This window comes from Tabrizicola sp. T74, from assembly GCF_057219935.1.
This window is the reverse complement of record NZ_JBXVVT010000005.1, coordinates 181652-204597: the sequence shown is the minus strand read 5'-3', so window position 1 is coordinate 204597 and position 22946 is coordinate 181652. Positions and strand designations below refer to the sequence as shown.

Genomic DNA, 22946 nt, shown 5'->3' with positions numbered 1-22946 from the left:
CGCTCCTCGCGGGCCATCCGACGAGGAGACGAAGTCGAACGAGGAGGCGTCAGAGGGGCTTGGTGAAGAGGATCCACTCCTGCGCGTCGACCTGCCAGTCTTCCTTGACGACGGGGCGGCGGGCCACTTCGGAGAAGCCCTTGGCGCGGTAAAGGCGGACCGCGTCTCGGTGGGTGTCCTCGGCGATGAGGCTGATGGTCTTGCGGCCCGCGGCGCGGGTGACCTCCTCGGCCTTGGCGATCAGTGCCGACCCGAGGCCCTGCCCGCGAAACTGCGGGTAGGTCGCCAGCACGTTCAGGTACCAGGACCCGGGAGCCATGTTCTCCAGCTCGATCAGCGGCACGAACAGCGGCTGGGTGTCGGGCGCGATGGGCTCTGGCTCCAGCGCGGCGGGGTAGCCGAGGAGGCAGGCGGCGACCTGACCGTCAACCTCGGCCAGCCAGGCGTTGCGGTAGGAGAAATTCCCCGTCTCACGCGCGGCGCGTTCGCGGCCCAAAGCCAATGGATCGCCGTCCGGTCCGGCGGTCTTTTTCCAGAAGTGCAGCGGCAGGTCATCGGCGGCCATATTGATGAAGCGGACCAGATGGTCGGCGTCAGAGGCCTTGGCGTCGCGGATCAGCATTGGCACCTCCTGTTCAGGGACGGTTGAACCAGCGCGAGGGCGGGCGTGCAAGGCGGAAACCGACAGGTTCTGGCCGGTTCCGGCGCTTGCCAGTCGCTGGGTGCGGTCCTACGAAAGGGAAACCAAAGGGAGAACCGCCATGACCGACACCGTTTTCCGCTTTCCCGCCCCCGGACCCGAGCCGATGACGACCGATCTGGAAGGCTGGGTGAAGACCCAAGGCACGCCCACGATGAAGACCTGGGTCCAGCACACCAGCGCCGATGGCAGCGTCATCAGCGGGACCTGGGAGGCGACCGTGGGCAGCTGGCACGCGTCCTACAAGTTCTACGAATTCGTGCACCTGATCGAGGGTCAGATCACCATCACGCCCGACGGCGGCAGCCCGGTCACGATGAAGCCCGGCGATGCCTTTGCAGTGGAACCCACGTTCAAGGGCACCTGGACGATCGACAAGCCGGTCCGCAAGCATTTCTGCATCAAGCTGAAGTAGTCAGATCCAGACCGGCGTCGTCGGGTGCGGCTGGCCGGGGCCTGCGAAGAGCGGCAGCAGGTTCTTCGGCCCGTATTTCACCTTCTTGCGCGACTTCACCAAGTCCTCTGGCGAAATGAAGCCGTCCTTGCCGAAACGCTCGACGACGCTCCAATGCAGCTTTTCGTTGATCGTCTTCAGGGCCTTGCCGTTCGGCCCCTGCGGTCGGTAGAGCCGTTCGAAGGCCTTCACGGCGACATCCGCCTCGCAGACCCGGCGGATCGTCGGCGTCAGGCGGTCCTTGGCGGACCAGCCCTCGCGCGAGTCATGCGTGGGGCCGAGGACGTCCAGCGCAGCGCGGGTTGGCAAGAGGCCGGGCGTCGTCTCGTCGACCTGCAGGCCCGCCGCCTTGGCGCGGTCGATCATCCACAGCAGCGGGATGTCGGCGAGCGTCCGGTCGTTGTAGCCGCCGCCCACGTCGGAATGGCAGCCCGCGAACCAGACCTGTTCGATGGTCGATCCGGGCGGGGCCTCTCCGGTCCAGAGGGTCGGGACGAATTCGTCGCGCTGTTCGTCGATTGCCAGCGCATGGACCCCGTGCTTGACGATGCGCGAGGGCGAGGTGTCGTGGAAGCCGTGGATCACGCCCGAGATCTCGCCCAGGACGCCCACCGGTATGCCAAGCGCGCCAACGGTGTCCCAGACGCCCAGGAAGTTGACCGTGATGTCTTCATGCGTCTCGATCTTGCGCTTGGCGTAGCGCTTCACGAAGTCCTGCGGCGAGCGTTTCTTGAACTCGCGGTAGTAGGACCAGGCGGTGGAGAGGTGGCCGAGGCTTTGCCGTTTCAACAGACCCGCCGAGCCGAGAAGCCCGGTCAGGGAGCGTGCCGCGAAAGCCCCGCGCGAAAAGCCGAACAGGAAGATCTCGTCGGCCGGGACGTCGTTGCCATTTTCGTCCTTGTGGGCCGGGACGTAGTTCTGCGCGAGGAACAGGTAGGCGGAACGGATGATGTCCTCGGTCCCTGCGCCGGTCGCGCCCGCGACGAGGCGCTCGATATGGCTGCCGCTGGTGCCGACGCCGCGCAGGTAGAGGCAAAACTGCGGTACCCCGTCGGCCCCGGAATTGGCGCGGATCGCACGGGACAGGCGGGCGACGTTGGTTTCGGCCCGTTCGGTGTCAGCGGCGTTCCAGGTGCCGTCCAGGCAGATGACAAGGCGCTTGTGCATGGGTGAATCCTTCGCTGAAATTGCGGCACTGGCCCGCGAAAATGCCGGTGCGGGCCAGAAGCAAACCTGCGCCCGGAGCCAACGCCTGTCAACGCCGCCGCCGTCAGCGTTGCGTCAATCCATCCCGTCGTCGGGGATGTTCAGCACGGTTCCGCAGGCCTTGCAGTGCACTGCGTCGTGGTCGTGGCGGCGGAGCCCACAGGTCGGGCAGGGGAAATGCGCCTTCGGGGGCCGGAGGACCACCTGCACCAGCCGCAGGAACAGACTGATCCCGAAGATCATGATCGCGACCGACAGCAGCTTGCCAGAGTTGCCAACCAACGTCACGTCGCCGAACCCGGTGGTCGAGAGCGTGGTGACGGTGAAGTACAGCGCATCGACGTAGTTGGTGATCTTGTCGTTCACCGGGCCTTGGGTCTGATAGACGAGCGAGGTCATCGCGAAGATGAAGATCAGCAGGTTCAGCGCGGCGCGGATCGTCATCTCGTGCCGGCGAAAACCGCTGATGTCCTTGCGCAACTGGTCCAGCGTCTGCGGTGAGTGGAAGACGCGGTAGAGCCGCAGGACGCGCAGGAACGCCAGCCCCTCGCCCCAGATCGGGAACAGAAGCGAAATGATCACCAGGATGTCGGCAATGCCCCAGAAGCTGGCGATGTCTTTCAGTGGCCTGCGCGAGATCATGAGCCGCGCCACGAAGTCGGCGAGGAAGACGCAGCCGATGGCGACGTCGATGCGGACATGATGCTGCCCGCGTTCCAGGAAGGATGAAGTCACCAGCCAGCCGACGGTCAGCAGGTCGAAGGCAAGAAGCGCATAGCGGAAGCGATCCCCCGTCGGGCCTTCGCCTTCATAAAGCGTGCGCAGGCGGGCGCGGAGGGGGGTGTCGGTCATCGGGGTCCTGCAATGCGCGTTATGGCAAGACTAACCGGGCCGGTTCAGGCTGTCAGGGGGAAAGAAGCCGCGGCCCTCCCGGTCGGGGAGGGCCGCGGCTGGTGTCAGTGGTCGGCCTGCGCGGCGGCGGCCTTGATCGCCTCGGTCTGCTCTTCGGTGCCGTTGAAGAAGGCGTTCAGGATCACGGCGGTGATCGAGGCGAGGAGGATGCCGGATTCGATCAGCGGGTGGATGTCATGCGGCATCCACTGCTTGAAGTTCGGCGCGACGAGGGGGATCATCCCCATGCCGATCGAGACCGCGACGATGAAGAGGTTGTTGCGGTTCTTGGCGAAGTCGACTCCGGCCAGGATGCGGATGCCGGTGGCGGCGACCATGCCGAACATGACAAGGCCCGCTCCGCCCAGGACCATGGTCGGGACGGATTCGACCAGCGCGCCCATCTTGGGAACCAGGCCGAGGACAATGAGGATGACCCCACCTGCGACGCAGACGAAGCGGGAGCGAACCCCGGTGACCCCGACGAGGCCGACGTTCTGGCTGAAGGACGTGTAGGGGAAGGTGTTGAAGATGCCGCCGATCAGCGTGCCGAGACCGTCGGTCCTGAGGCCCGCCGACAGCATCGGTCGGGTCACCGGCTTGCCGGTCATGTCTCCCAGCGCCAGGAACATGCCGGTCGATTCGATCATCACGACGATCATGACGAGGGTCATGGTGATGATCATCACCAGGTCGAAGGTCGGCATCCCGAAGTGGAAGGGCGTGATCAGGCCGAACCACGAGGCATCGGCCACCTTGTCGAAGGTCATCTTTCCAAGCGCCACGGCGATGACGGCGCCGATGATGATGCCCAGAAGGACCGAGATGTTGGCGACAAAGCCCTTGGCGAACCGGGCGATGAGCAGGATCGAGACCAGCACGATGGCCGAGATGCCGATGTTGCCCAGAGGTGCGTAGGCCGGATTCATCATCGTGGCGGCGGGGGCAAACTTCGGCGGCAGCTCGGTGACGCCGGTGACGGTGCCCGCGGTAGCGCCTTCGGTCACGGCCTTCAGCCAGTCGGCATGGGCCGGGTCGACGATCATCGGCGCGGTGGGGCCCACGGGGTTGCCGAAGATCCAGTTGATCCCGATCCGCATCAGGCTGACGCCGATCACCAGGATGATCGTGCCGGTCACGACCGGCGGGAAGAAGCGCAGCATCCGGGAGACAAGGGGCGCGATGATGATCGAGATCACCCCGGCCGCGATGATCGCGCCGAAGATCGCGCGGGCGCCCTCGGAGCCGCCGTTCGCGTTGGCCATGGCGACCATCGGGCCGACGGCAGCAAAGGTGACGCCCATCATCACCGGCAGCTTGATCCCGAACCACTGTGTCGCGCCCAGGGACTGGATCAGGGTGACGATGCCGCAGACGAAGAGGTCGGCCGAGATCAGGAAGGCGACGTCTGCCGGTTCCAGTTTCAGCGCGCGCCCGACGATCAGGGGCACGGCGACGGCGCCCGCGTACATCACAAGGACATGCTGGAGGCCGAGGGTGAAAAGCTTGGGTGGCGCGAGAATCTCGTCCACGGGATGCGTGGTTGTCATGTGGTCTGTCCTTTTCCCTAGGGGCTGTTGTCTTCGCGCCGTCTGCACACTGCCCCGCGTGCGCTCCGGTTAAGGCAGGCCCGTCAGGGGGCCTGAACCGTCCACGGTTCGGTGAAACGGTGTTCCATGAGGTTCGGGGTGGTCCCGATGCGGTCGACCACGGCGAAAAGGCCGGGGGCATGCAGCGGCGTGAGGACACCGTGCCAGGTGCCGCGATGCAGGTTGATCCCCTGCGCGCCATTGGTCAGAAAGGCTTGCGGCACGGCTTCGGGACTGGTGGCAACGATGACGAGGAAGGGGTCCGAGGTCATCGGGATGAAGGCTTGCGACCCCTGGGGGTGGCACTCGATCAGGTCAAAGGCATAGGGCAGCGACCGCGCCTCGGCCTGGAAGATCGAGATCCCGGCGCGGCCGTCCGGTCCGAAGTCGAGCTTCGCGCGGTCGTGGTGGCGGTGGCACATCCCTTCGTTGATCAGGCGGTAGTCGCCGGTGGCGTCGAGGATATCGCCGAAGGGGGCGAAGGCATCCGCGGTCAAGGGCAGTGGCTGGATCACGCGCATGCATACCCCATGAATTTTCGCAGAAAATTCATACCGGGGACGAGTTTTCTGCGAAAACTCGGGCTCATTTAGCCGCTCCGAAAGCGCCGGGGCCGCGCAGCTTGGCGTGGCGGTTCACGTCCTTGTAAAGGAGATAGCGGAAGCGACCGGGACCCGCAGCATAGCAGGCCTGCGGGCAATAGGCGCGCAGCCACATGAAATCGCCCGCCTCGACCTCGACCCAGTCCTGGTTCAGCTTGTAGACGGCCTTGCCTTCCAGGACATAGAGGCCGTGCTCCATGACATGGGTTTCCTCGAACGGGATCACGCCGCCGGGCTGGAAGGTGACGATGTTGACGTGGGCATCGTGGCGGAGGTCGTCGGGCTCGACGAAGCGGGTGGTGCCCCAGCGGTCGCCGGTGTCGGGCATCCAGCGGACGGGGACATCGCGTTCGTTGATGACGAAGGCTTCGGGGGCAGCGACGCCGGGGGCGGGCTCGTAGATCTTGCGCAGCCAGTGGAAGCGGGCGGGTTGGCTGCCTTCGGCGAGAAGCGTCCAGCGGGTGCCAGCGGGAATGTAGGCGTAGGAGCCTTCCTCCATCTCGTACCCGGTGCCGTCGAGGGTCAGGGTGGCAAGGCCGCCGGTGAAGAACAGCCAGTGTTCGGCGCCGGTCTCTGGGTCGGGCGCGTCAGAGCCGCCGCCGGGGGCGACTTCCATCACGTATTGGCTGAAGGTCTCGGCAAAGCCCGACATGGGGCGGGCGATGAGCCAGAGTTTTGTGCGAAACCAGCCGGGGAGGAAGCTGGTGACGATCTCGGAAAAGCAGCCCCGGGGGATGAAGGCATAGGCGGTGGTGAAGACCGCACGCTGGGTCATCAGGGCGGTCTGGGGCGGCAGGCCGCCAGGCGGGGAGTAATAGGGGCTCACGGCAGCTGATCCTTCAGGCGCAGTTCGGCGATCCGTTCCACCTGCCTGCAGGCGGTGGCGAATTCGGTTGCGGTGTCGTTGGTTATCCGGGTCTCGAAGGCCTGCAGGATGGTGGCCTTGGTGTTGTCGCGGACGGCGATGATGAAGGGGAAGCCGTGCTTTGCGACATACTCCTCGTTCAGCCGCTGGAAGCGGCTTCGCTCCTCGTCGGTGAGCGCGTCCAGCGCGGCGGAGGCCTGCTCGGCGGTGCTTTCGGGCGTCAGGCGTTTCGCTGCGGCGAGCTTGCCTGCAAGGTCGGGGTGGGCCTTAAGGACCTTCAGGCGCTCATCCTGCGAAGCCGTGCGGAAGATGCGGGTCAGCGCGTTGTGCAGGCCGGTGGCGCTGTCATGCGCGGGGCCAAGCTCCAGGTCGAAGGCGCAGTCGGCGATCCAGGGGGAATGTTCGAAAATGGAACCATACTTCTGGACGAAGCGTTCACGCGTCATTTGCGAGGGGCGTTCGAACCGCTTGTGAGGGTGGGTCTTTCGCCAGTGGTCCGCAATGTCGATCCGGCGCGGGAACCAGACCCCCGTGTGGGATTTTGCATAGTCGAGGAACCGCTTCAGGCCCGCGATCTTGCCGGGGCGGCCGATCAGGCGGCAGTGGAGGCCGATGGAGAACATCTTGGCCTGGCCCGCCGCGCCCTCGGCATAAAGCGTGTCGAAGCTGTCCTTGAGGTATTGGAAGAACTGCTCGCCGGTGATGTAGCCCGGGGCGGTGGCAAAGCGCATGTCGTTGGCTTCCAGCGTGTAGGGGATCACCAGCTGGTCATGGTCGCCATATTCGCGCCAGTAGGGCAGGTCGTCGTCGTAGGTGTCGGAGATCCAGGCGAGGCGGCGGGTTTCGGCAGTCAGCCGCACCGTGTTCATGCTGCAGCGGCCGGTGTACCAGCCCTGGGGTGGTTCGCCGACGACTTCCTCGTGCAAGCGGAAGGCCTCGGCAATCTGGGCGGCCTCCTCGGCCTCGGTCATGTCGCGGTGGTCGACCCATTTCAGGCCGTGGCTGGCGATTTCCCACCCGGCGGCTTTCATCGCGGCGACCTGCTCGGGGTTGCGCGCCAGCGCGGACGTGACGCCGTAAATGGTGACCGGTATCGACTTTTCGACGAAAAGTCGGTGCAGGCGCCAGAACCCGGCGCGGGCGCCGTAGTCGTAGATCGACTCCATGTTCCAGTGGCGCTGGCCGGGCCAGGGGGCGGCCCCGGCGATGTCGGAGAGGAACGCCTCGGACTGGGCGTCGCCGTGGAGGAGGTTGTTCTCGCCGCCCTCTTCGTAGTTGAGGACGATCGACACGGCGACCTTCGCCCCGCCCGGCCAGCGGGCGTCGGGGGGATTGGGGCCATGGCCACGAAAGTCGCGGGGGTAGCGGTTCACGGGGGGCTCTCCTTTGCGGCGAGACTAGGGGAAGATCGCGGAAGATATTTTCAGGATTTCACGAAAAGTCATATGCGAGGAAGCCCGGGTCGCGCCGGGGGCAGTTTCGTGGTCAGATAGGCGGCAAACATCTGGAGGGTGCACAATGGGACGGCTGTCGACGCATGTGCTGGATACGGCACGGGGCAAACCTGCGGCGGGCGTGAAGATCATGCTGTACCGCATTTCCGGGCAGAGTCACCGCAAGGTGAACGATTTTGTCACCAATGCGGATGGCCGGACTGATGGCCCGCTGTTGGAAGGTGCGAAGCTGAAGGCGGGGGTTTATGAGCTGGTCTTCTGTGCGGGCGACTACCTGCGCGCCACAGGGCAGTCAGGACAAGACATTCTTTTCCTTGACGAAATCCCGATCCGCTTTGGCGTTCCCGACGCCAGCCAGCACTATCATGTGCCGCTTCTGATCTCGCCCTTCGGCTATTCGACCTATCGCGGGTCCTAGCGGCTGTCTGTTTCCTGCCCAGAAAAGGTCTTGAAACCGTCACTTGCGGAAGATTGTGCTCGCGTCTTATCTGGCGATGCAATTTTTTCGGCTCAAGGGAGAACCGCATGTTTCGGATGAATTCATATTTGGCTGCGCCTGCCCTGGCGTTTCTGCTGAGCGGGACGGCGCATGCCGCGCTGACCGCCGACCAGGTCTGGCAATCGTGGAAGGATGCTGGCGCACTGGTCGGTCTGACGATTTCGGCCGCGACCGAGAACAATTCGGGCGGCGTGCTGACGCTGAACGGCGTGTCGATTGCCCCGGAAGGGATGGCAGGCCTGACGATCTCGGACATGACCTTGACCGAGCAGTCGGATGGGTCCGTGGCGATCGCCCCGGGTGCTGACATCGGCATGGCGATGACGGGCGACACCGAGGGCTCGGTGAAACTGACGCATGACGGGCTGACCATCACTGCGCGCGAGGCCGATGGCGGCATGGCCTATGACTATGCGGCGGCCAAGCTGGATGTGGTCTATGACACGACCTATCCCGGCATGTCCTTCGACGGCAGCGAGGCGCCAACGGTGACCTCGTCCGGCAATGTCGGGTTCAGCAACCTGTCGGGCAGCTATTCCGACACCCCCGGCACCAACCGTGTTTTCGGGTTCGACATCAAGGCCGACACGCTGGCCTACACCACCAACCTGGACGATCCCGGGATGGAGATGAAGCAGACCTCGACCAGCGAAACCGCCGGGATCGACATGTCGATGCAGTTCGCGCTGCCCTCGACGATCGCGCTGGCGGCCATCGCCTCGCCGGCCGATTTCGCCACGGCGCTGAACGAGGGGCTGAGCGTCAACCTGTCGACCAAGCAGGGCGAGTCGAAGGGCACGATGAAGCAGGAAAGCGCCTTCATGCCGATGGACCTGATGATCGGTGCGGGTGGCGGCGAAGGCACGATGGTGTTCAACAAGGACACCTTCGCGGTCAAGTCGTCGGGTACCGGGCTGAACATCGAATCCGGCGCGGGCATGCTGCCGGTGCCGGTGAAGGTCACTTCGGGCCCGATGCAGTTCGACATGACGACGCCGGTGATCGCGACGGAAGCGCCGGGGGATTACTCGTTTGTCCTGAAGCTGGCCGATTTCAGCCTGAACGAGGAAGCCTGGGCGATGTTCGACCCGAACGCGGCGCTGCCGCGCGACGCCGCGCAGATCGCCATCGACATCTCGGGCAAGACCACGATGGACCTGCCCGCGCTGGTCGCCTCGGAAGAAACCGGCGTTCCTTACGTGCCGGCGCTGGAAAGCCTGAACATCACCGAGCTTGGCCTGAGCGTCGCGGGTGCGGCGCTGGCCGGGACCGGGGCCTTCACCTTCGACAACTCGATGGGCATGCCGATGCCGCTGGGCGAGGCGAACATCACCGTGACCGGCGCCAATGCGCTGATCGACGGGCTGATCGCCACCGGCCTGATGGCCGAGGAAGATGCCATGGGCGCGCGGATGATGATGGGCATGTTCATGGTGCCGGGTGCCAACCCGGACGAGCTGACCTCGAAGATCGAAGCCAAGGAAGGCATGCAGATCCTGGTCAACGGCCAGCCGCTGCCGATGTAAACCGGCCTTTGGGCCTGAAGGGGGCGGGGCTTCGGTCCCGCCCTTTTTCGTTCGGGCGGTGGGCGGACCGCCCACCCTACGCGGTCTTGCGCAGCTCTTCCCGGATCTGTGCGGCCATGAAATCGGTGAACAGCTGCACCTTGGGGTCCTTCAGCCTGCGGTGCTGGCTGAGCGTGGAAAGCTGGACGGCCAGCGGCAGCGTGGCGGTGGCGACGGGCACCAGGCGACCTTCGCGCAAGGCATCGGCAACCTCGAACAGCGGTTTAAGCACGATGCCGCGACCATCCAGCGCCCAGCCGGTCAGGACATCGCCGTCGTCTGACTCGAAAGGCCCGGTGATCTCGAACCGGCGGGGGCCTTCCGGGGTCTGCAGCGTCCACTGGAATTCCTTGGCACCGGGAAAGCGCAGGTTCAGGCAGTCGTGCCGGTCACGCACCAGCGCCTCGCCATCGGCAGGCATGCCACGCCGGGCGATGTAGGCGGGGGCGGCGCAGAGGAGACGCGGGCAGTCGGCGATGGTGCGGACCTTCAGCGTCGAGTCCTCCAGCAGGCCCAGGTGGAAGGCCACGTCTATGCCTTCGGCCACCACGTCGATACCGCGGTCGGACAGGCGCAGGCGGACGTCGATCTGCGGGTAGAGGTCCTTGAAGGCCGGGACGCGGGGCGCGATCAGGCGGCGGCCGATCCCCAGGGGGGCGGCGACAAAGATCGTGCCGCGGGGGTTCTGCGTCACGTCCATCACCGCGGCTTCGGCGTCGTCGATCGCCTCCAGCACGCGCCGCGCGCCGTCATAGAAGATGCGACCGTTTTCGGTCGGTTGCAGGCTGCGGGTGGTCCGGCTGAACAGGCGCACGCCGAGGTGCTTCTCCAGCTCGGATATCCTGGCCGAGGCGACGGCGGGCGAAGTGCGCTGGTCGCGGGCAGCGGCGGACATGCTGCCCAATTCATAGACACGGACGAACATGCGGATGTTGTTCACATAGGACATTCTTCGTCCATGCTTGAAAGTGATGCGGCGTTTCTATGGATTAACAGAAAGGTCCGGCTGAGGATAGCGTTTCGGCAATGGCGATGGGGCCGCGATGCCCAAGCGGAGGCGAGACACGAATGTATGACTGGGTCGTCTTGTGGGAATGGGTCGAGATCGCGGCGCGCTGGCTGCATGTGATCACCGCCGTGGCCTGGATCGGGTCCAGCTTCTACTTCATCGCGCTGGACCTTGGTCTGCACCGCGACCGCAACCTTGCCAGCGGCGCCGATGGCGAGGAATGGCAGGTCCACGGCGGCGGGTTCTACCACATCCAGAAATACCTCGTGGCGCCAGCGTCGATGCCCGACCATCTCGTCTGGTTCAAATGGGAAAGCTATGCCACCTGGCTGAGCGGTTTCGCCATGCTGGTGCTGGTCTACTACCTTGGCGCCGAGATGTTCCTGATTGACCCGACGGTGATGGAGCTTGAGGTCTGGCAGGCCGTTGCGATCTCGCTGGGCTCTCTGGCCTTCGGGTGGGTGGCCTACAACACGCTGTGCAAGGTCTTCGTGAACGCGAACCAGACGGTGCTGATGGTGGCGCTGTTCGTGGTGCTGGTGGGGATGGCCTGGTTCTATGCCCAGGTCTTCAGCGGGCGCGCCGCGCTGCTGCATCTGGGGGCGTTCACGGCCAGCATCATGTCGGGGAACGTGTTCTTCATCATCATGCCGAACCAGCGGGTCGTGGTGGCCGACCTGAAGGCAGGCCGCAAGCCGGACCCGAAATACGGCAAGATCGCCAAGCAGCGGTCGACCCACAACAACTACCTGACGCTGCCCGTGGTCTTCCTGATGCTGTCGAACCATTACCCGCTGGTCTTCGCGACCGAGTGGAACTGGGTCATCGCCAGCCTGGTCTTCCTGATGGGCGTGACAATCCGGCACTGGTTCAACACCAAGCACGCGCGGAAGGGCAACCCGCACTGGACCTGGTTCGTCACGGTCCTTCTGTTCCTGGCCATCGCCTGGCTGTCGACCGCACCGATGCGCACTGTGGAGGGCGAGGCGAAACTGCAGGGTGCTGCGCTGGTCTATGCCTCAAGCCCCGGGTTCGAGGATGTGGTCGGCATCGTGCAGGGCCGCTGTTCGATGTGCCACGCGGCAGAGCCGGGCTGGGAGGGCCTGCACTGGGCGCCGAAAGGCGTGGTCTTGGAGACACCCGCGCAGATCGCGCATGAGGCGCGGCGGATCTATCTGCAGGCCGGGGTGACCCATGCCATGCCGCCGGGGAACCTGAGCTACATGGAGCCGGAAGAGCGGGCGGCGATCGTGGAATGGTTCCGCAAGGCGGGGACAGAGGACCCGGTCTAGGGCAAGACTTTTCGAAAAGTCTTGCAAATTCCTTCGAAGGAATTTGGCTCAGCCCTCGGATCGGCCGCTCTCCAGCCGGTCCTCATCGTAATGGCGCATCCAGTCGAATTCGGGCAGCCAGCTTTCGCGGCGGATCAACCAAAGCTCGTAAGTCGGGCGGAAGGCGTCGGGGGTGTCGAAGGCGCCGAGGTTGACCTCGACCTCATCGCCGGACCGGCCGAAGACCGAAGAGCCGCAGATCGGGCAGAAGTGGCGACCCTGGTAGTTGCTCGTCTCGCCTTCGATGGCGACGGCGGTGTCGTGGAAGATCGCCGAGGCGTGGAAGAGCGCGCCGTGGTGTTTGCGGCAGTCCAGGCAGTGGCAGAGGCCCACGCGGAAGGGGGACCCCATCGCGGTGATCCTGACTGCACCGCAAAGGCAGCCGCCTGTCATCTGGTCCATCTGACCCTCCCGCTCGTCGATGACTTCGTCACTCCTCGCTGATCTCCCGACGAGGAGACGCAGTCGAACGAGGAGGCCTCAGTCACCCAGTTTCGCGTGAACCTCGTCGAGGTCAACCGGGCCTTTCGGCATCTTGTTCCCCGGGTTCTCGAAGTCATAGCGGAAGAGCTGGAAGTCGCGTTTGTAGATCTCCCACATGAGGTGCATGGAAAGATCGTCGAAATAGGCCTCGACCGGATGGGCGCGTTTCGGCCCGTGGCCTTCGCTTTCGTTGAAGCGGGGGATCACGCCCAGATCGATGGGATGTTTCACCTGGATGTTGTCCAGCACGACCTGCATGCCGGGATTGAAATCCTCGGTGAAGAAGATGTGGTTGTAGCGCCCGCCGTTGACGATGAAGGTCGAGACATGGCCCGCCATCGCCGACCAGTGGATGTCCGGCTCCATCGGCTTTTTCCAGCGGATGGTGTCGCGGGCAAACAGCAGGAAGCGGCGGAAGCTGGCGATCTGGTCGAACTGCTGCTTGCCGTCATCGCCGCCGACCTCGATCCCGTATTTCTGAACCAGCAGAGGCACGAGGTTGCCCCGGTAGCGCTTGCCGTTGCGCTGGATGCCGCAGATCTTGTCGAAGAACGACGACAGGATCCGGGTATAGGGGTTGCGGACGCAGGTGAAGGCGTAGACCTGACGCGCGCGGACAGTGCGTTCGATCACCGGCTGGCTGGCGTCCAGCGCCCATTTGTGCAAACCGCTCGTCGCGTCATGGATGTCGCCGTCGAAGAACCGGCCATGGTCCGAGTAGTACATGATCTGCCCGATGGTCGAGCAGGCACATTTCGGCACCACGCGGTAGACGACGCTTTCGCTTTCCGTCATCCATGTTCCGGGAAAACCCATTAACCGAATGTCCTTTGTTGCACGGCACAGTCCTGATCCAGAGATGTGAACCAGGATTGCGGCAATCAAGCAGACAACTTGGGGCTTTTCAAGGAACCACCGGGCAGTCTAGTCAGACAGGACAGGCTTAGCCGGACAAGCTCGGGACCGATGACGCAAATCGCCTTCATCCTTCTTTGCCACAAGGACCCCGAAGGCATCATTGCGCAGACCCTGCGGCTGACGGCAGCGGGGGACTGCGTTGCGATCCATTTCGACGGTCGCGCAAGCGCGCAGGACTATGCCCGCATCCGGGACGCGCTGGCGGGCAACCCGCAGGTCACGTTTGCGCGCAAGCGGGTCAAGTGCGGCTGGGGGGAATGGAGCCTGGTCGCGGCCACCCTGTCGGCGCTGAAGGCGGCGCTGACCGATTTCCCGGGGGCCACGCATTTCTACATGTTGTCGGGCGACTGCATGCCGATCAAGACGGCCGAGTACATCCATTCACGGCTGGAGGAAGCTGACGTCGACTATATCGAAAGCTTCGACTTCTTCGGCTCGGGCTGGATCAAGACCGGGATCAAGGAAGAGCGGCTGATCTACCGGCACTGGTTCAACGAACGGCAACGGAAGTGGCTGTTCTACACCTCGATGGAGCTGCAGAAGAAGTTCGGCCTGGCGCGGAAGATCCCCGAGGACCTGAAGATCCGGATCGGCAGCCAGTGGTGGTGCCTGCGCCGCCGCACGGTCGAGGCGGTGGTGGAGTTCCTGGCCCGCCGCCGCGACATCCCGCGGTTCTTCTCGACGACCTGGATCCCGGACGAGACCTTTTTCCAGACACTGGTCGCGCATCTGGTGCCGGACCGGGAAATCCGGTCGCGGACGCTGACGTTCCTGATGTTCACCGATTACGGGATGCCGGTGACGTTCTACGACGACCACTATGACCTTCTGCTGGCGCAAGGATTCCTCTTCGCCCGCAAGATAAGCCCCGAGGCACGGGCGCTGAAGGAACGGCTGGGGGCGCTGTATTCCGAAACCGGGCGTGAATTTGTCGTCTCGGACGACGGGCGGCGGCAGTTCGCCTACCTCACCTCGCGCGGGCGGGAAGGGCGGCGGTTTGCGCAAAGGTTCTGGGAAGCCGAGACGAGCCTTGGCCGCAACCGGACGCTGCTCATGGTGGCCTGCAAGAAATGGCACGTCGCCAAGCGCCTGGTCGAACGCGTGCGCGGGGTGACGGCGCTGCCGGCGGTGGATTACCTGTTCAACGAAGAGGCGACGGCGCTGCCTGACCTGGGCGGCATCGAATCCCGGCTGGACAAGCGGATGCGGCATCGACGGGCGCTGGTCAGGATGCTGTTCGACCATTGGCAGACCGACAAGCTGGTGGTCTGCGTCGATCCCGGCAGCGTCGAGCTGATCCAGGACCTGGCCAATGACCGGTCGCATCTGCGGCTGTTGGAAGTCGACTGCCAGTTCACCGACGACTACCTCGTGGGCCATGCCCGGCGCGTCGGCCTCGCTGGACCGCATACCCCGGTCGTGGCGATGGAGCAGCTGTTGCCGACGATCCGCTATGATGTGAGGTTCGAAAGCGACCGGCTGCGCGATCTTGATCTGGCGGCGCATTTCCGGATGCGCCAAAGTGCCAGTGTCGAGGAGAACGCCGCGGCACTGGCCGAGTTCCTGGAGATCCCGGTCGACACCGCGCGCGAGATAGCTGCAACCGATTACCTATTCGTGGATTGAGTGACATGCCCTGGACCTACGACCCGACGAACATCTTTGCCCGCATCCTGCGTGGTGAGATCCCGAACAAGACGGTGATGGACACGCCCCACACGCTGGTGTTCCACGACATCCATCCGCAGGCGCCGGTGCATGTGCTGGCGATCCCGAAGGGGGCCTATGTCAGTTTCGATCATTTCGCGGCCCAGGCATCGGAGGAAGAGCTGGTGGATTTTCACCGTACGGTCGCCAAGACCTGCGCGATCCTGGGGCTGACCGGGGCGGACGGGTTCCGCGCCATCACCAACGCAGGCGCGCACGGGATGCAGGAAGTGCCGCATTACCACCTGCATATCCTCGGCGGTCGGGTGCTGGGCCGACTGGTGGAACGCGCCTGAACCCGCAAGGATCGGGTCGTCGTATGGCGGCGTGCGGGGCATCTTCCGGGGAAAGACGGAGGATGACATGCATTTCGTAGCGATCCCGACAGATGCGGCGCGCCGGTTTCAGGCCGGGGGTGTTGATGCAAATGGGCAGGTGCCGGAACGACGGGTGTCTGATGGGGGCGGCAACCCCTGTCGGCATTGCCTGAAGATGATCCCGGCAGGTGCCGGGATGCTGGTCCTGGCACACCGCCCCTTCCCCGCGCCGCAGCCTTATGCCGAAGTGGGACCGATCTTCCTCTGTGCCGACGCCTGCGCGGCGGGCGGTGGCGAGGCGCTGCCGGAAATGCTCGCCTCGCCCGACTACATCGTGCGGGGCTATGGGGCGGATGACCGGATCGTCTATGGCACCGGGGGTGTCGTGGCGACCGGGGCGATCCCGGCGCGTGCGGAGGCGTTGTTCGGCGACCCTAGGGTGGCCTACGTGCATGTGCGGTCGGCGCGGAACAATTGCTACCAGGTACGGATCGACCGCTAGGGACGGGCGACTTTCAAATTGAGCGCTGACGCGCGAGGCTTTTGTCTCGTCGTCGGCCTTCGCCTCCTCCTCGGGACTGACGAGGGGCGCTGCCCCTCGAGCTCCCCGGGATACTTGGGGAAGAGAAAGCCGCTATCGCCGGAACGGGCTTGGCCGTAGGCCTTTCGTTGCGCTGTCGGTGACGTCGGCAATGCGCTTGGCGCGGGTCTCGGGCGACTTCGCCATCTTGATCCATTCCAGCGTGCCCCGGCGGATCGTACGGGGCTGGGCGGTCCAGAAGTCCGCTGTGCCGGTATCCGCCAAGGCTTGCGTCAGATCGGGCGGATCGATCAGGGCATCCACGTCGTTCAGGAAATCCCACATGCCATTGGCTATCGCGGCGGCGATCTTTGCCTCGCCAGCTGGCGTCATCGCGCCACTTTCGCGGGCGCGGGCGACATGGGCCTTGTTCACTGCGGACCAGGCGGATTTGGGGTTCCGGGGCGCGATCATCAGGCGCGAGCGTTCTGCGTCGAGCGTCCGGGGGGTGCTGTCGATCCAGCCCCAGCACAACAGCTCTTCGACCAGGGTCTCATAGGGCAGATAACCAGGGTGGGGTTTCTTCCACAGCGCCAGCCAGGTCGCCCGGCCGGTCGCATGGTTCACTGCCAGCCAGGCGCGCAGGTCGGCGCGAGAGTGGATGGTCAGAAGGGGCGCGTCATCAGCTGCGGCCATGCTCGGCCTCCCAGGCCTTGAGCCAGCGTTTCGGGGCCGCGTCACGCCATTGGCTTAGCAGCCGCGCCTTTGCCCAGCCTTCGTCGATGTGCCCCGCGCGGACGAGGATCAGGTTGTGCGGCTCGTAATGCGGGTGGAGCGTGAAAGTCTCGGGGTCGGCGGACAGGAGCATCTCGCGTTCGTCCTTGCCGCATTTGAAGACAGCAGCATCGACATAGGGCGACCACCAGCACCACATCTTGCCATGCGCCTTGAGACATTCGTTGCCCCAGGGGAAGTCCACGGTCACCTCGGGCAGGTCGAGGGACAGGGCGAGGGTCTTGAGCTCGGGCCAGGTGTGGATCATGGGTAGAGCCTTTCCCCGCGTTCCAGCATGGCGACGAAATCGGCGAGCCGCTTGGCGCGGGTTTCGGGGCGCTTTGCGGTGGTCAGGCGGTAGTAGATCGCGAAGCGGTTCTGGGCGTTGAGGGTCTGGTAAGTGGCTGTTGCCGTCGGGGTGAGGGCGTCGAGGAAATCCTGCGGAACCTGCGCATCCTTGCCGCCCGCGTAGGCGGCGTCCCAGCGGCCGTCGGCCTTGGCGGCCTGAACCTGGGCAAGGCCCGCGGGGGTCATCCGGCCCTCGGCGATCAGTCTCTCGACATGGGCGCGGTTCTTCTGGCTCCAGCCTGAACGTGCTTTGCGCGGGGTGAACCGTTGCAGCCAGTGCTGGTCGTCGCCGGGGCGCTTCACGCCGTCGATCCAGCCGAAGGCGAGCGCCTCGATCACCGCTTCCTCCCAGGTGATCGAAGGGATGCCACTGGCTTTCTTGTAGAGTTTCAGCACGGCTTCTGGGGCGGTCGCATGGTTCGCCTCCAGCCAGGCGCGCCAGGCCTCGGGCGTGGCGAAGGGGAGGGGGGCGCTCAATGCGCCGCGGCCCAGTTGCGGCCCTTCCCGGCCTCCACCGCGAGGTGGACGTTGAGAGACACGGCGGGGTGGGAGGAGCCTTCCATCACCTCTTTCGCGATGGGGATCAGGCGGTCGGCGTCGGCTTCGGCGACCTCGAAGAGAAGCTCGTCGTGGACTTGCAGGAGCATCTTTGCGTCCAGCCCCGTGATCGATGCCGGCATCCGGATCATCGCGCGGCGGATGACGTCGGCTGCGGTGCCCTGAATGGGCGCGTTGATCGCGGCGCGTTTGGCGAAACCTGCCCCCGGGCCTTTGGCGTTGATCTCGGGAGTGTTGATTTTCCGACCAAACAGGGTCTGAACATAGCCGTTCGACTGGGCGAATTTGACAGTATCGTTCATATAGCCCCGGATGCCCGGGAAGCGCTCGAAGTAGCGGTCGATGAAGCCTTGGGCTTCCGCGCGAGGAATGCGCAGGTTGCGGGCGAGGCCGAAGCCGGAAATCCCGTAGATGACGCCGAAGTTGATCGCCTTGGCCTTGCGGCGGATGTCGGAGGTCATCTGGTCAAGGGGTACGTTGAACATCTCGGAGGCCGTCAGGGCGTGGATGTCGATCCCCTCCTCGAAGGCGCGGCGAAGCTCGGGAATGTCGGCGATGTGGGCCAGGATGCGCAGTTCGATCTGGGAGTAGTCGAGGCTGACGAGCACCCGGCCTTCGGGGGCCACGAACGCCTCGCGGATGCGGCGGCCTTCCTCGGTGCGGACGGGGATGTTCTGGAGGTTGGGGTCGGTGGAAGCGAGGCGGCCGGTGTTGGCTCCAGCGATCGAGTAGGAGGTGTGGACGCGGCCGGTGTCGGGGTTGATCGCCTCTTGCAGCGCGTCGGTATAGGTGGATTTCAGCTTTGCGATCTGCCGCCAGTCGAGGATTCGCGCGGCCAGCTTCGCCCCCTGCGGGTGGCTGTCTTCCAGCGTGGTGATGTCTTCCAGGATGTCGGCGCCGGTGCCATAGGCCCCGGTTTTGCCCTTCTCGCCGCCGGGGATCTGCAGCCGGTCGAAGAGGATTTCGCCCAGTTGCTTGGGGGAGCCGACGTTGAACTTCTCGCCCGCGATGTCTTGGATTTCCTCTTCCAGCTGGACGAGCTTTTGCGCGAAGACGTTGGACATGCCGCGCAACACGTCGCGGTCGACCTTGATCCCGGCCATCTCCATGTCGGCGAGGACGGGGACGAGCGGACGTTCGAGGGTTTCGTAGACGGTGGTGACGCGGGCCCGGTGCAGCCGCGGCTTGAAGGTCTGCCAGAGGCGCAGCGTCACGTCGGCGTCTTCGGCCGCGTATTTCACCGCGTCGTCGATGGCGACCTTGTCGAAGGTGATCTGGCTTTTGCCCGACCCGAGCAGTGTCTTGATCGAGATCGGCTGGTAGCCGAGGTAGCGGTCGGAAAGTTCGTCCATGCCGTGGTTGTGGACCCCGGCGTGCATCGCGTAGCTCATGAGGAGCGTGTCGTCGAAGGGGGTGATCCGGATGCCGAGCCGCGCGAAGATCTTCCAGTCGTATTTCATGTTCTGGCCGATCTTGAGGATCGCGGGGTCCTCCAAGAGCGGCTTCAAGGCGGCCAGCACCTCGGCCATCGGCAGCTGGTCGGGGGCCAGCGCGGTCGCGCCGAACAGGTCGCCGCCGCCGGCGGTGTGGCCGACGGGGATGTAGCAGGCCTTGCCCGCGTCGACGGAGAGGGAGATGCCGACGAGATCGGCCCGCATTTCGTCAAGGCTGGTGGTTTCGGTGTCGATGGCGACATGGCCGATTTCGGTGATCCGGGCGATCCAGCGGTCCAGCGCCTCACGCGTGCGGACGCATTCGTAGGCGGAGAGGTCGAAGGGCAGCTGCGGCTCCTCGTGCGCCTGCGGCTTCTCCTCGCGGGGGGTGACCTGCAGCTGGCTGGTTTCGGGCATGGCGGGGGCGGCGATGCCCAGCTTGTCGGCTACGCGCTTGGTCAGCGTGCGGAATTCCATTTTCGTCAGGAATTCCATGACCTTGTCGCCCTCGGGCAGGCGGATCTCCAACTCGTCCAGCGTCGTGTCCAACGGCATGTCGCAGGTCAGCGTCACCAGCTGGCGCGAGATGCGGATCTTGTCGGCATTGTCCACCAGCGCCTCGCGGCGCTTGGGCTGCTTGATCTCATGCGCGCGGGCCAGCAGCGTATCGAGGTCGCCGTATTCGTTGATGAGGAGGGCTGCCGTCTTCAGTCCGATCCCGGGCGCGCCGGGGACGTTGTCGACGCTATCACCGGCAAGGGACTGCACGTCGATCACCCGCTCGGGGGGCACGCCGAACTTTTCCATCACCTCCTCCGGGCCGATGGCGCGGGATTTCATCGGGTCGAACATGTCGACGCCGGGCCGGATCAGCTGCATCAGGTCCTTGTCCGAGGAGATGATGGTGCAGGTCCCCCCGGCCTCGACCGCGCGGCAGGCGAGGGTGGCGATGATGTCGTCGGCCTCGTAGCCTTCCGTCTCCAGGCAGGCGACGTTGAAGGCGCGGGTGGCTTCGCGGGTCAGCGGGAACTGCGGGCGCAGGTCTTCGGGCAGTTCGGGGCGGTTCGCCTTGTACTCCGGGTAGATCGTGTTGCGGAAGGTGTCGGCGGAATAGTCGAAGACCACCGCAAGGTGCGTCGCGGCCTTGCCGTTCGAGGTGGCACGGGACAACTCGTTCCACAGGATGTTGCAGAAGCCCGCGACCGCGCCCACCGGCAGCCCGTCGGACTTGCGTGTCAGGGGCGGCAGGGCGTGATAGGCGCGGAAGATATAGGCCGAGCCGTCGATGAGGTGCAGGTGGTGGCCTTTGCCGAAGGTCATGCGTCGTCTCCCGAGTCGAGGGGGAAGATTGGCAGAAGGCGCGGGGAAGGGCTACCCGGTTTGGCCAGTGATTTGGTCGAGCGACAGGGTGACCGACCAGTTGGCGGGCGTCCAGAGGCCGAAGGGGATGCCCGAGGCGCGGAAGGTTTCGCCCAGCCAGACGTTGCAGGTGCGCAAGAGGCTGAAATGGCCGCGGGCGGGGAAGAAGGCGTCGGTGCCGGTGAAGCCCGGGTGGTCCAGTCTGGCCTGGCTGGCGAAGGTGTCGAACAGCTGGCCCAGAAGCGCCTGGAACTGCGCCTCAGAGAGGTTGAGATAGCGAAGGTTCTCCAGCGGCGGCAGGGCGCCGAACGCATCCAGCCGGATCACGGCGTCATCGCCCGTCGCGGCGGTCAGGACGGCGCTGGCGGTGATGTCGGCATAGGTGCCGGCGGTGGTGTAGAAGGCGGCCGATCCCCAGCCGATGACGAGCCACTCGGCGTCGGGGTGGTTGAGGGGCACCCCGGCCGCCTCGGCAAAGGCGAAACGGGTGCGAATCTCGGGCGCAAGGGGCAACAGGATGTCGGTGTGGATCGGGCCCTGGATCAGGGCGATTTCCCGGCTGGGCGGGCCGGAGAGGTCAGGCCCGGGGCCGGGGATCAGCGGCAGGATGACCGAAGCCAGAAGGTAAAGGACCGGCAGGGCCAGCAGTCCGGCAAGGAGTCTCAGGGCTTTGCGCATTTGGTCCGGGCTGAAGGGTCACCGCAAAGTGGCGGATTTCGCGGTCAGTGCCAAGGCATGGGTCCAGGGCTTGACGCGCGTCGCGGGCTGGCGCATGGTCACGCCCATGCTGCACCTGATGAACCCCGTTTCGTTTTATTGGACCTGCGCCACATAGGCGGCAGGGCAGCGTTTCACGACCGAAACAAACCCCGGAAAAGCCGCCCGCGAGGGTTCGGCCACCAGGTTCATGTTTCCCTCGCAAGGCGGCCCCCAGCGAAGGAAACCTGAAGATGACGACCCTGACCCCTGAAGTTCCCCTGACCTTGCGACCCGCCGTGGCCGCGGACTTGCCCGAAGTGCATCGCATGCTCATCGCGCTGGCCGCCGAGCATGGCGAGACGGCGACCATCACGCCTGCGCTGATCGAGCGGATCGCCCTGCAGGGCCGCGCAGCGCGGCTTCTAGTGGCGCACCGGGGCGACAGCCCGCAGCGCCATCCGGTGGGCTATGTGCTGATGCTGGTGGGGCGCAACATGGTGGCGGGGGCGGCCTGGGGGTTTGTCGAGCAGGTCTATGTCCAGCAGCCGGACCGCAAGCGCGGCATCGGGCGGGCGCTGATCCAGGCCGCGCGGGCCGAGGCGATGGCAGCGGGCTGCGCGGGCGTCACGGTGGCGACGCGGCCGGACGTGGACGGGGCGGCGCTGGTGTTCCGCGCCTCGGGCCTGTGGGATGCGATCGAAGAGCCGGACTATGCCGCGGCCTGAGGCCTAGTGGTCGTCGTGCGCGTGATCGCGGTCGATGACATAGCGCTTGTCGCAGTAGCCGCATTCGACCCAGCCGATGTCGGCGGGGATCGTCAGCCAGACCCGGGGGTGCCCCAGGGCGCCCTCGCCCCCGTCGCAGGCCACTTTCCAGGTGGTGACGGTCTGGGTCTCGGGGGCATCGATCGGCATGTCGGGGGTCCTGTCTTGTCCGCACTGCCTTTTAGCGGCGGAGGGGGCGGGGGCACAAGGGGCTAGGCTTGGTCACTGGCGATGACGGTGCAGGGTCGGAGCGGCAGTTTCAGCACGCGGATACCGGCGGGTTTGAGCGCGGATTTGAGGCGGTCGGAGAGGAAGATGCGGCCTTGGTAGTTTGAGTCGATCCATAGATCGGTGCCTTTTGCCGCATTGGCGTGCACGACCAGGACATCTTCCTGAGCGATACGCGAGTGCCATTTCGCGCTGCCGGGCGCCACTCTCTCGATATTCTCCGACAACTCCGGGATCACCGTCTTCTTGTTCGCGGTGATGTGCAGGATGAACCAGCGCCCCGGTCGAAGGGTCTTCTGGTCATTCTCGTACAGTGGCACCTCGTGGATCAGAGACGTGCCCATGTCGAAGCCGTTAAGAAGATCGCGGAGCTTTTCGGAGATCAGGAGGAGACCACCTTCCATCATGATTAGATCGGGAGTCTTGGTCTTATAGTCTTCTTTGTGATCTCGATATTTGAAGAAAACGTAATCGGGGACGATATTAGGTTCCAACGGGATACCGTCCGGATACAGAAAGGCTCTTGAGCATGCCGCTCTGAGCGGCACAGTGTTGTCCGCAAGGTGGAAATCAATATAACGAAGGTTGATCGTGTGATCGGTAAACGTCGTGTTCCAGATCTTCGGAAGCGCGTCGGTCATAGGGATCCTCGGCCAATGTGAATGTGCTTGGG

Annotated in this window: 25 protein-coding genes; 8 read left to right on the top strand and 17 right to left on the bottom strand. The window is 64.9% G+C overall.

Going from position 1 to position 22946, the window contains the following annotated elements:
- Window positions 1-49: 49 nt before the first annotated feature.
- Window positions 50-622, bottom strand: coding sequence for a GNAT family N-acetyltransferase (locus tag AC2EAL_RS15825; protein ID WP_484725206.1), 573 nt, complete (start codon window positions 620-622; stop codon window positions 50-52).
- A 139-nt stretch (window positions 623-761) separates the two neighbouring features.
- Between AC2EAL_RS15825 and AC2EAL_RS15820 the strand changes: the two genes are divergently transcribed.
- Window positions 762-1115: a cupin domain-containing protein gene (locus tag AC2EAL_RS15820; RefSeq protein WP_484725205.1), complete on the top strand. Its 354-nt coding sequence runs from the start codon at window positions 762-764 to the stop codon at window positions 1113-1115.
- On the opposite strand, the gene AC2EAL_RS15815 is transcribed toward AC2EAL_RS15820, so the two are convergent.
- The 6 genes from AC2EAL_RS15815 to puuE all read right to left on the bottom strand — a co-directional run bounded on the left by AC2EAL_RS15815 (window position 1116) and on the right by puuE (window position 7680).
- A complete protein-coding gene (locus tag AC2EAL_RS15815; RefSeq protein ID WP_484725204.1) occupies window positions 1116-2321 on the bottom strand; it encodes a DUF2235 domain-containing protein in 1206 nt (401 codons plus the stop codon).
- A gap of 114 nt (window positions 2322-2435) precedes the next feature.
- Complete coding sequence (locus tag AC2EAL_RS15810; protein ID WP_484725203.1) at window positions 2436-3212, bottom strand: potassium channel family protein; 777 nt, start codon at window positions 3210-3212, stop codon at window positions 2436-2438.
- A 104-nt stretch (window positions 3213-3316) separates the two neighbouring features.
- Window positions 3317-4801, bottom strand: a complete 1485-nt coding sequence (locus AC2EAL_RS15805; RefSeq protein ID WP_484725202.1) for a nucleobase:cation symporter-2 family protein — start codon at window positions 4799-4801, stop codon at window positions 3317-3319.
- Window positions 4802-4884: 83 nt separating this feature from the next.
- The gene (locus AC2EAL_RS15800) at window positions 4885-5361 is read right to left on the bottom strand and encodes an ureidoglycolate lyase (protein ID WP_484725201.1); all 477 of its coding nucleotides are present in this window, start codon (window positions 5359-5361) and stop codon (window positions 4885-4887) included.
- A gap of 64 nt (window positions 5362-5425) precedes the next feature.
- The gene (locus tag AC2EAL_RS15795) at window positions 5426-6268 is read right to left on the bottom strand and encodes a bifunctional allantoicase/(S)-ureidoglycine aminohydrolase (RefSeq protein WP_484725200.1); all 843 of its coding nucleotides are present in this window, start codon (window positions 6266-6268) and stop codon (window positions 5426-5428) included.
- Window positions 6265-7680, bottom strand: coding sequence for an allantoinase PuuE (gene puuE, locus AC2EAL_RS15790; protein ID WP_484725199.1), 1416 nt, complete (start codon window positions 7678-7680; stop codon window positions 6265-6267). The genes AC2EAL_RS15795 and puuE overlap by 4 nt, the downstream gene beginning before the upstream one ends.
- Before the next feature lie 145 nt (window positions 7681-7825).
- On the opposite strand from puuE, the gene uraH reads away from it, so the two are divergent.
- Entirely contained in the window at window positions 7826-8179 is a 354-nt protein-coding gene (uraH, locus tag AC2EAL_RS15785) for a hydroxyisourate hydrolase (RefSeq protein WP_484725198.1), read from the top strand.
- 107 nt (window positions 8180-8286) lie between these two features.
- A complete protein-coding gene (locus AC2EAL_RS15780) occupies window positions 8287-9786 on the top strand; it encodes a DUF2125 domain-containing protein (protein ID WP_484725197.1) in 1500 nt (499 codons plus the stop codon).
- A gap of 76 nt (window positions 9787-9862) precedes the next feature.
- Here AC2EAL_RS15780 and AC2EAL_RS15775 read toward each other — a convergent pair whose 3' ends face one another.
- Window positions 9863-10774, bottom strand: coding sequence for a LysR family transcriptional regulator (locus tag AC2EAL_RS15775; RefSeq protein WP_484725196.1), 912 nt, complete (start codon window positions 10772-10774; stop codon window positions 9863-9865).
- Between the two features lie 119 nt (window positions 10775-10893).
- Here AC2EAL_RS15775 and AC2EAL_RS15770 point away from each other — a divergent pair, with 119 nt between their 5' ends.
- On the top strand, window positions 10894-12126 hold the full coding sequence (locus AC2EAL_RS15770) for a urate hydroxylase PuuD (RefSeq protein ID WP_484725195.1): 1233 nt from the start codon (window positions 10894-10896) through the stop codon (window positions 12124-12126).
- A gap of 48 nt (window positions 12127-12174) precedes the next feature.
- Here AC2EAL_RS15770 and AC2EAL_RS15765 read toward each other — a convergent pair whose 3' ends face one another.
- A complete protein-coding gene (locus AC2EAL_RS15765; RefSeq protein ID WP_484725194.1) occupies window positions 12175-12567 on the bottom strand; it encodes a GFA family protein in 393 nt (130 codons plus the stop codon).
- A gap of 78 nt (window positions 12568-12645) precedes the next feature.
- On the bottom strand, window positions 12646-13464 hold the full coding sequence (locus AC2EAL_RS15760; protein ID WP_484725193.1) for a sulfotransferase family protein: 819 nt from the start codon (window positions 13462-13464) through the stop codon (window positions 12646-12648).
- A gap of 150 nt (window positions 13465-13614) precedes the next feature.
- On the opposite strand from AC2EAL_RS15760, the gene AC2EAL_RS15755 reads away from it, so the two are divergent.
- The 3 genes from AC2EAL_RS15755 (at window position 13615) to AC2EAL_RS15745 (ending at window position 16092) form a co-directional block, all read left to right on the top strand.
- Window positions 13615-15192, top strand: coding sequence for a DUF5928 domain-containing protein (locus AC2EAL_RS15755; RefSeq protein ID WP_484725192.1), 1578 nt, complete (start codon window positions 13615-13617; stop codon window positions 15190-15192).
- Window positions 15193-15197: 5 nt separating this feature from the next.
- On the top strand, window positions 15198-15569 hold the full coding sequence (locus AC2EAL_RS15750; RefSeq protein WP_484725191.1) for an HIT domain-containing protein: 372 nt from the start codon (window positions 15198-15200) through the stop codon (window positions 15567-15569).
- 67 nt (window positions 15570-15636) lie between these two features.
- The gene (locus tag AC2EAL_RS15745; protein WP_484725190.1) at window positions 15637-16092 is read left to right on the top strand and encodes a DUF1203 domain-containing protein; all 456 of its coding nucleotides are present in this window, start codon (window positions 15637-15639) and stop codon (window positions 16090-16092) included.
- Window positions 16093-16224: 132 nt separating this feature from the next.
- Here AC2EAL_RS15745 and AC2EAL_RS15740 read toward each other — a convergent pair whose 3' ends face one another.
- From AC2EAL_RS15740 to AC2EAL_RS15720, 5 genes are read right to left on the bottom strand one after another with little or no spacing between them, the layout of a single operon-like run.
- Window positions 16225-16806, bottom strand: a complete 582-nt coding sequence (locus AC2EAL_RS15740; protein ID WP_484725189.1) for a YdeI/OmpD-associated family protein — start codon at window positions 16804-16806, stop codon at window positions 16225-16227.
- Window positions 16793-17152 (bottom strand): MmcQ/YjbR family DNA-binding protein, encoded by a 360-nt coding sequence (locus AC2EAL_RS15735; RefSeq protein ID WP_484725188.1) that lies wholly within the window; start codon window positions 17150-17152, stop codon window positions 16793-16795. The genes AC2EAL_RS15740 and AC2EAL_RS15735 overlap by 14 nt, the downstream gene beginning before the upstream one ends.
- Window positions 17149-17709 (bottom strand): YdeI/OmpD-associated family protein, encoded by a 561-nt coding sequence (locus tag AC2EAL_RS15730; RefSeq protein ID WP_484725187.1) that lies wholly within the window; start codon window positions 17707-17709, stop codon window positions 17149-17151. The genes AC2EAL_RS15735 and AC2EAL_RS15730 overlap by 4 nt, the downstream gene beginning before the upstream one ends.
- A complete protein-coding gene (gene polA / locus AC2EAL_RS15725; RefSeq protein WP_484725186.1) occupies window positions 17706-20543 on the bottom strand; it encodes a DNA polymerase I in 2838 nt (945 codons plus the stop codon). Before polA ends, AC2EAL_RS15730 begins: the two co-directional genes overlap by 4 nt.
- Window positions 20544-20594: 51 nt before the next feature.
- Window positions 20595-21260 carry a DUF2459 domain-containing protein gene (locus tag AC2EAL_RS15720; protein ID WP_484725185.1) on the bottom strand — a complete coding sequence of 222 codons (666 nt, stop codon included), beginning with the start codon at window positions 21258-21260 and terminating at the stop codon, window positions 20595-20597.
- A 272-nt stretch (window positions 21261-21532) separates the two neighbouring features.
- Between AC2EAL_RS15720 and AC2EAL_RS15715 the strand changes: the two genes are divergently transcribed.
- Window positions 21533-22006 carry a GNAT family N-acetyltransferase gene (locus AC2EAL_RS15715; RefSeq protein ID WP_484725184.1) on the top strand — a complete coding sequence of 158 codons (474 nt, stop codon included), beginning with the start codon at window positions 21533-21535 and terminating at the stop codon, window positions 22004-22006.
- A 3-nt stretch (window positions 22007-22009) separates the two neighbouring features.
- Here the strand turns inward: AC2EAL_RS15715 and AC2EAL_RS15710 are convergent, their stop codons facing one another.
- Both AC2EAL_RS15710 and AC2EAL_RS15705 read right to left on the bottom strand, forming a co-directional pair.
- Entirely contained in the window at window positions 22010-22195 is a 186-nt protein-coding gene (locus AC2EAL_RS15710) for a zinc-finger domain-containing protein (protein ID WP_484725183.1), read from the bottom strand.
- 62 nt (window positions 22196-22257) lie between these two features.
- Window positions 22258-22914, bottom strand: coding sequence for a hypothetical protein (locus tag AC2EAL_RS15705; RefSeq protein WP_484725182.1), 657 nt, complete (start codon window positions 22912-22914; stop codon window positions 22258-22260).
- Window positions 22915-22946 lie beyond the last annotated feature (32 nt).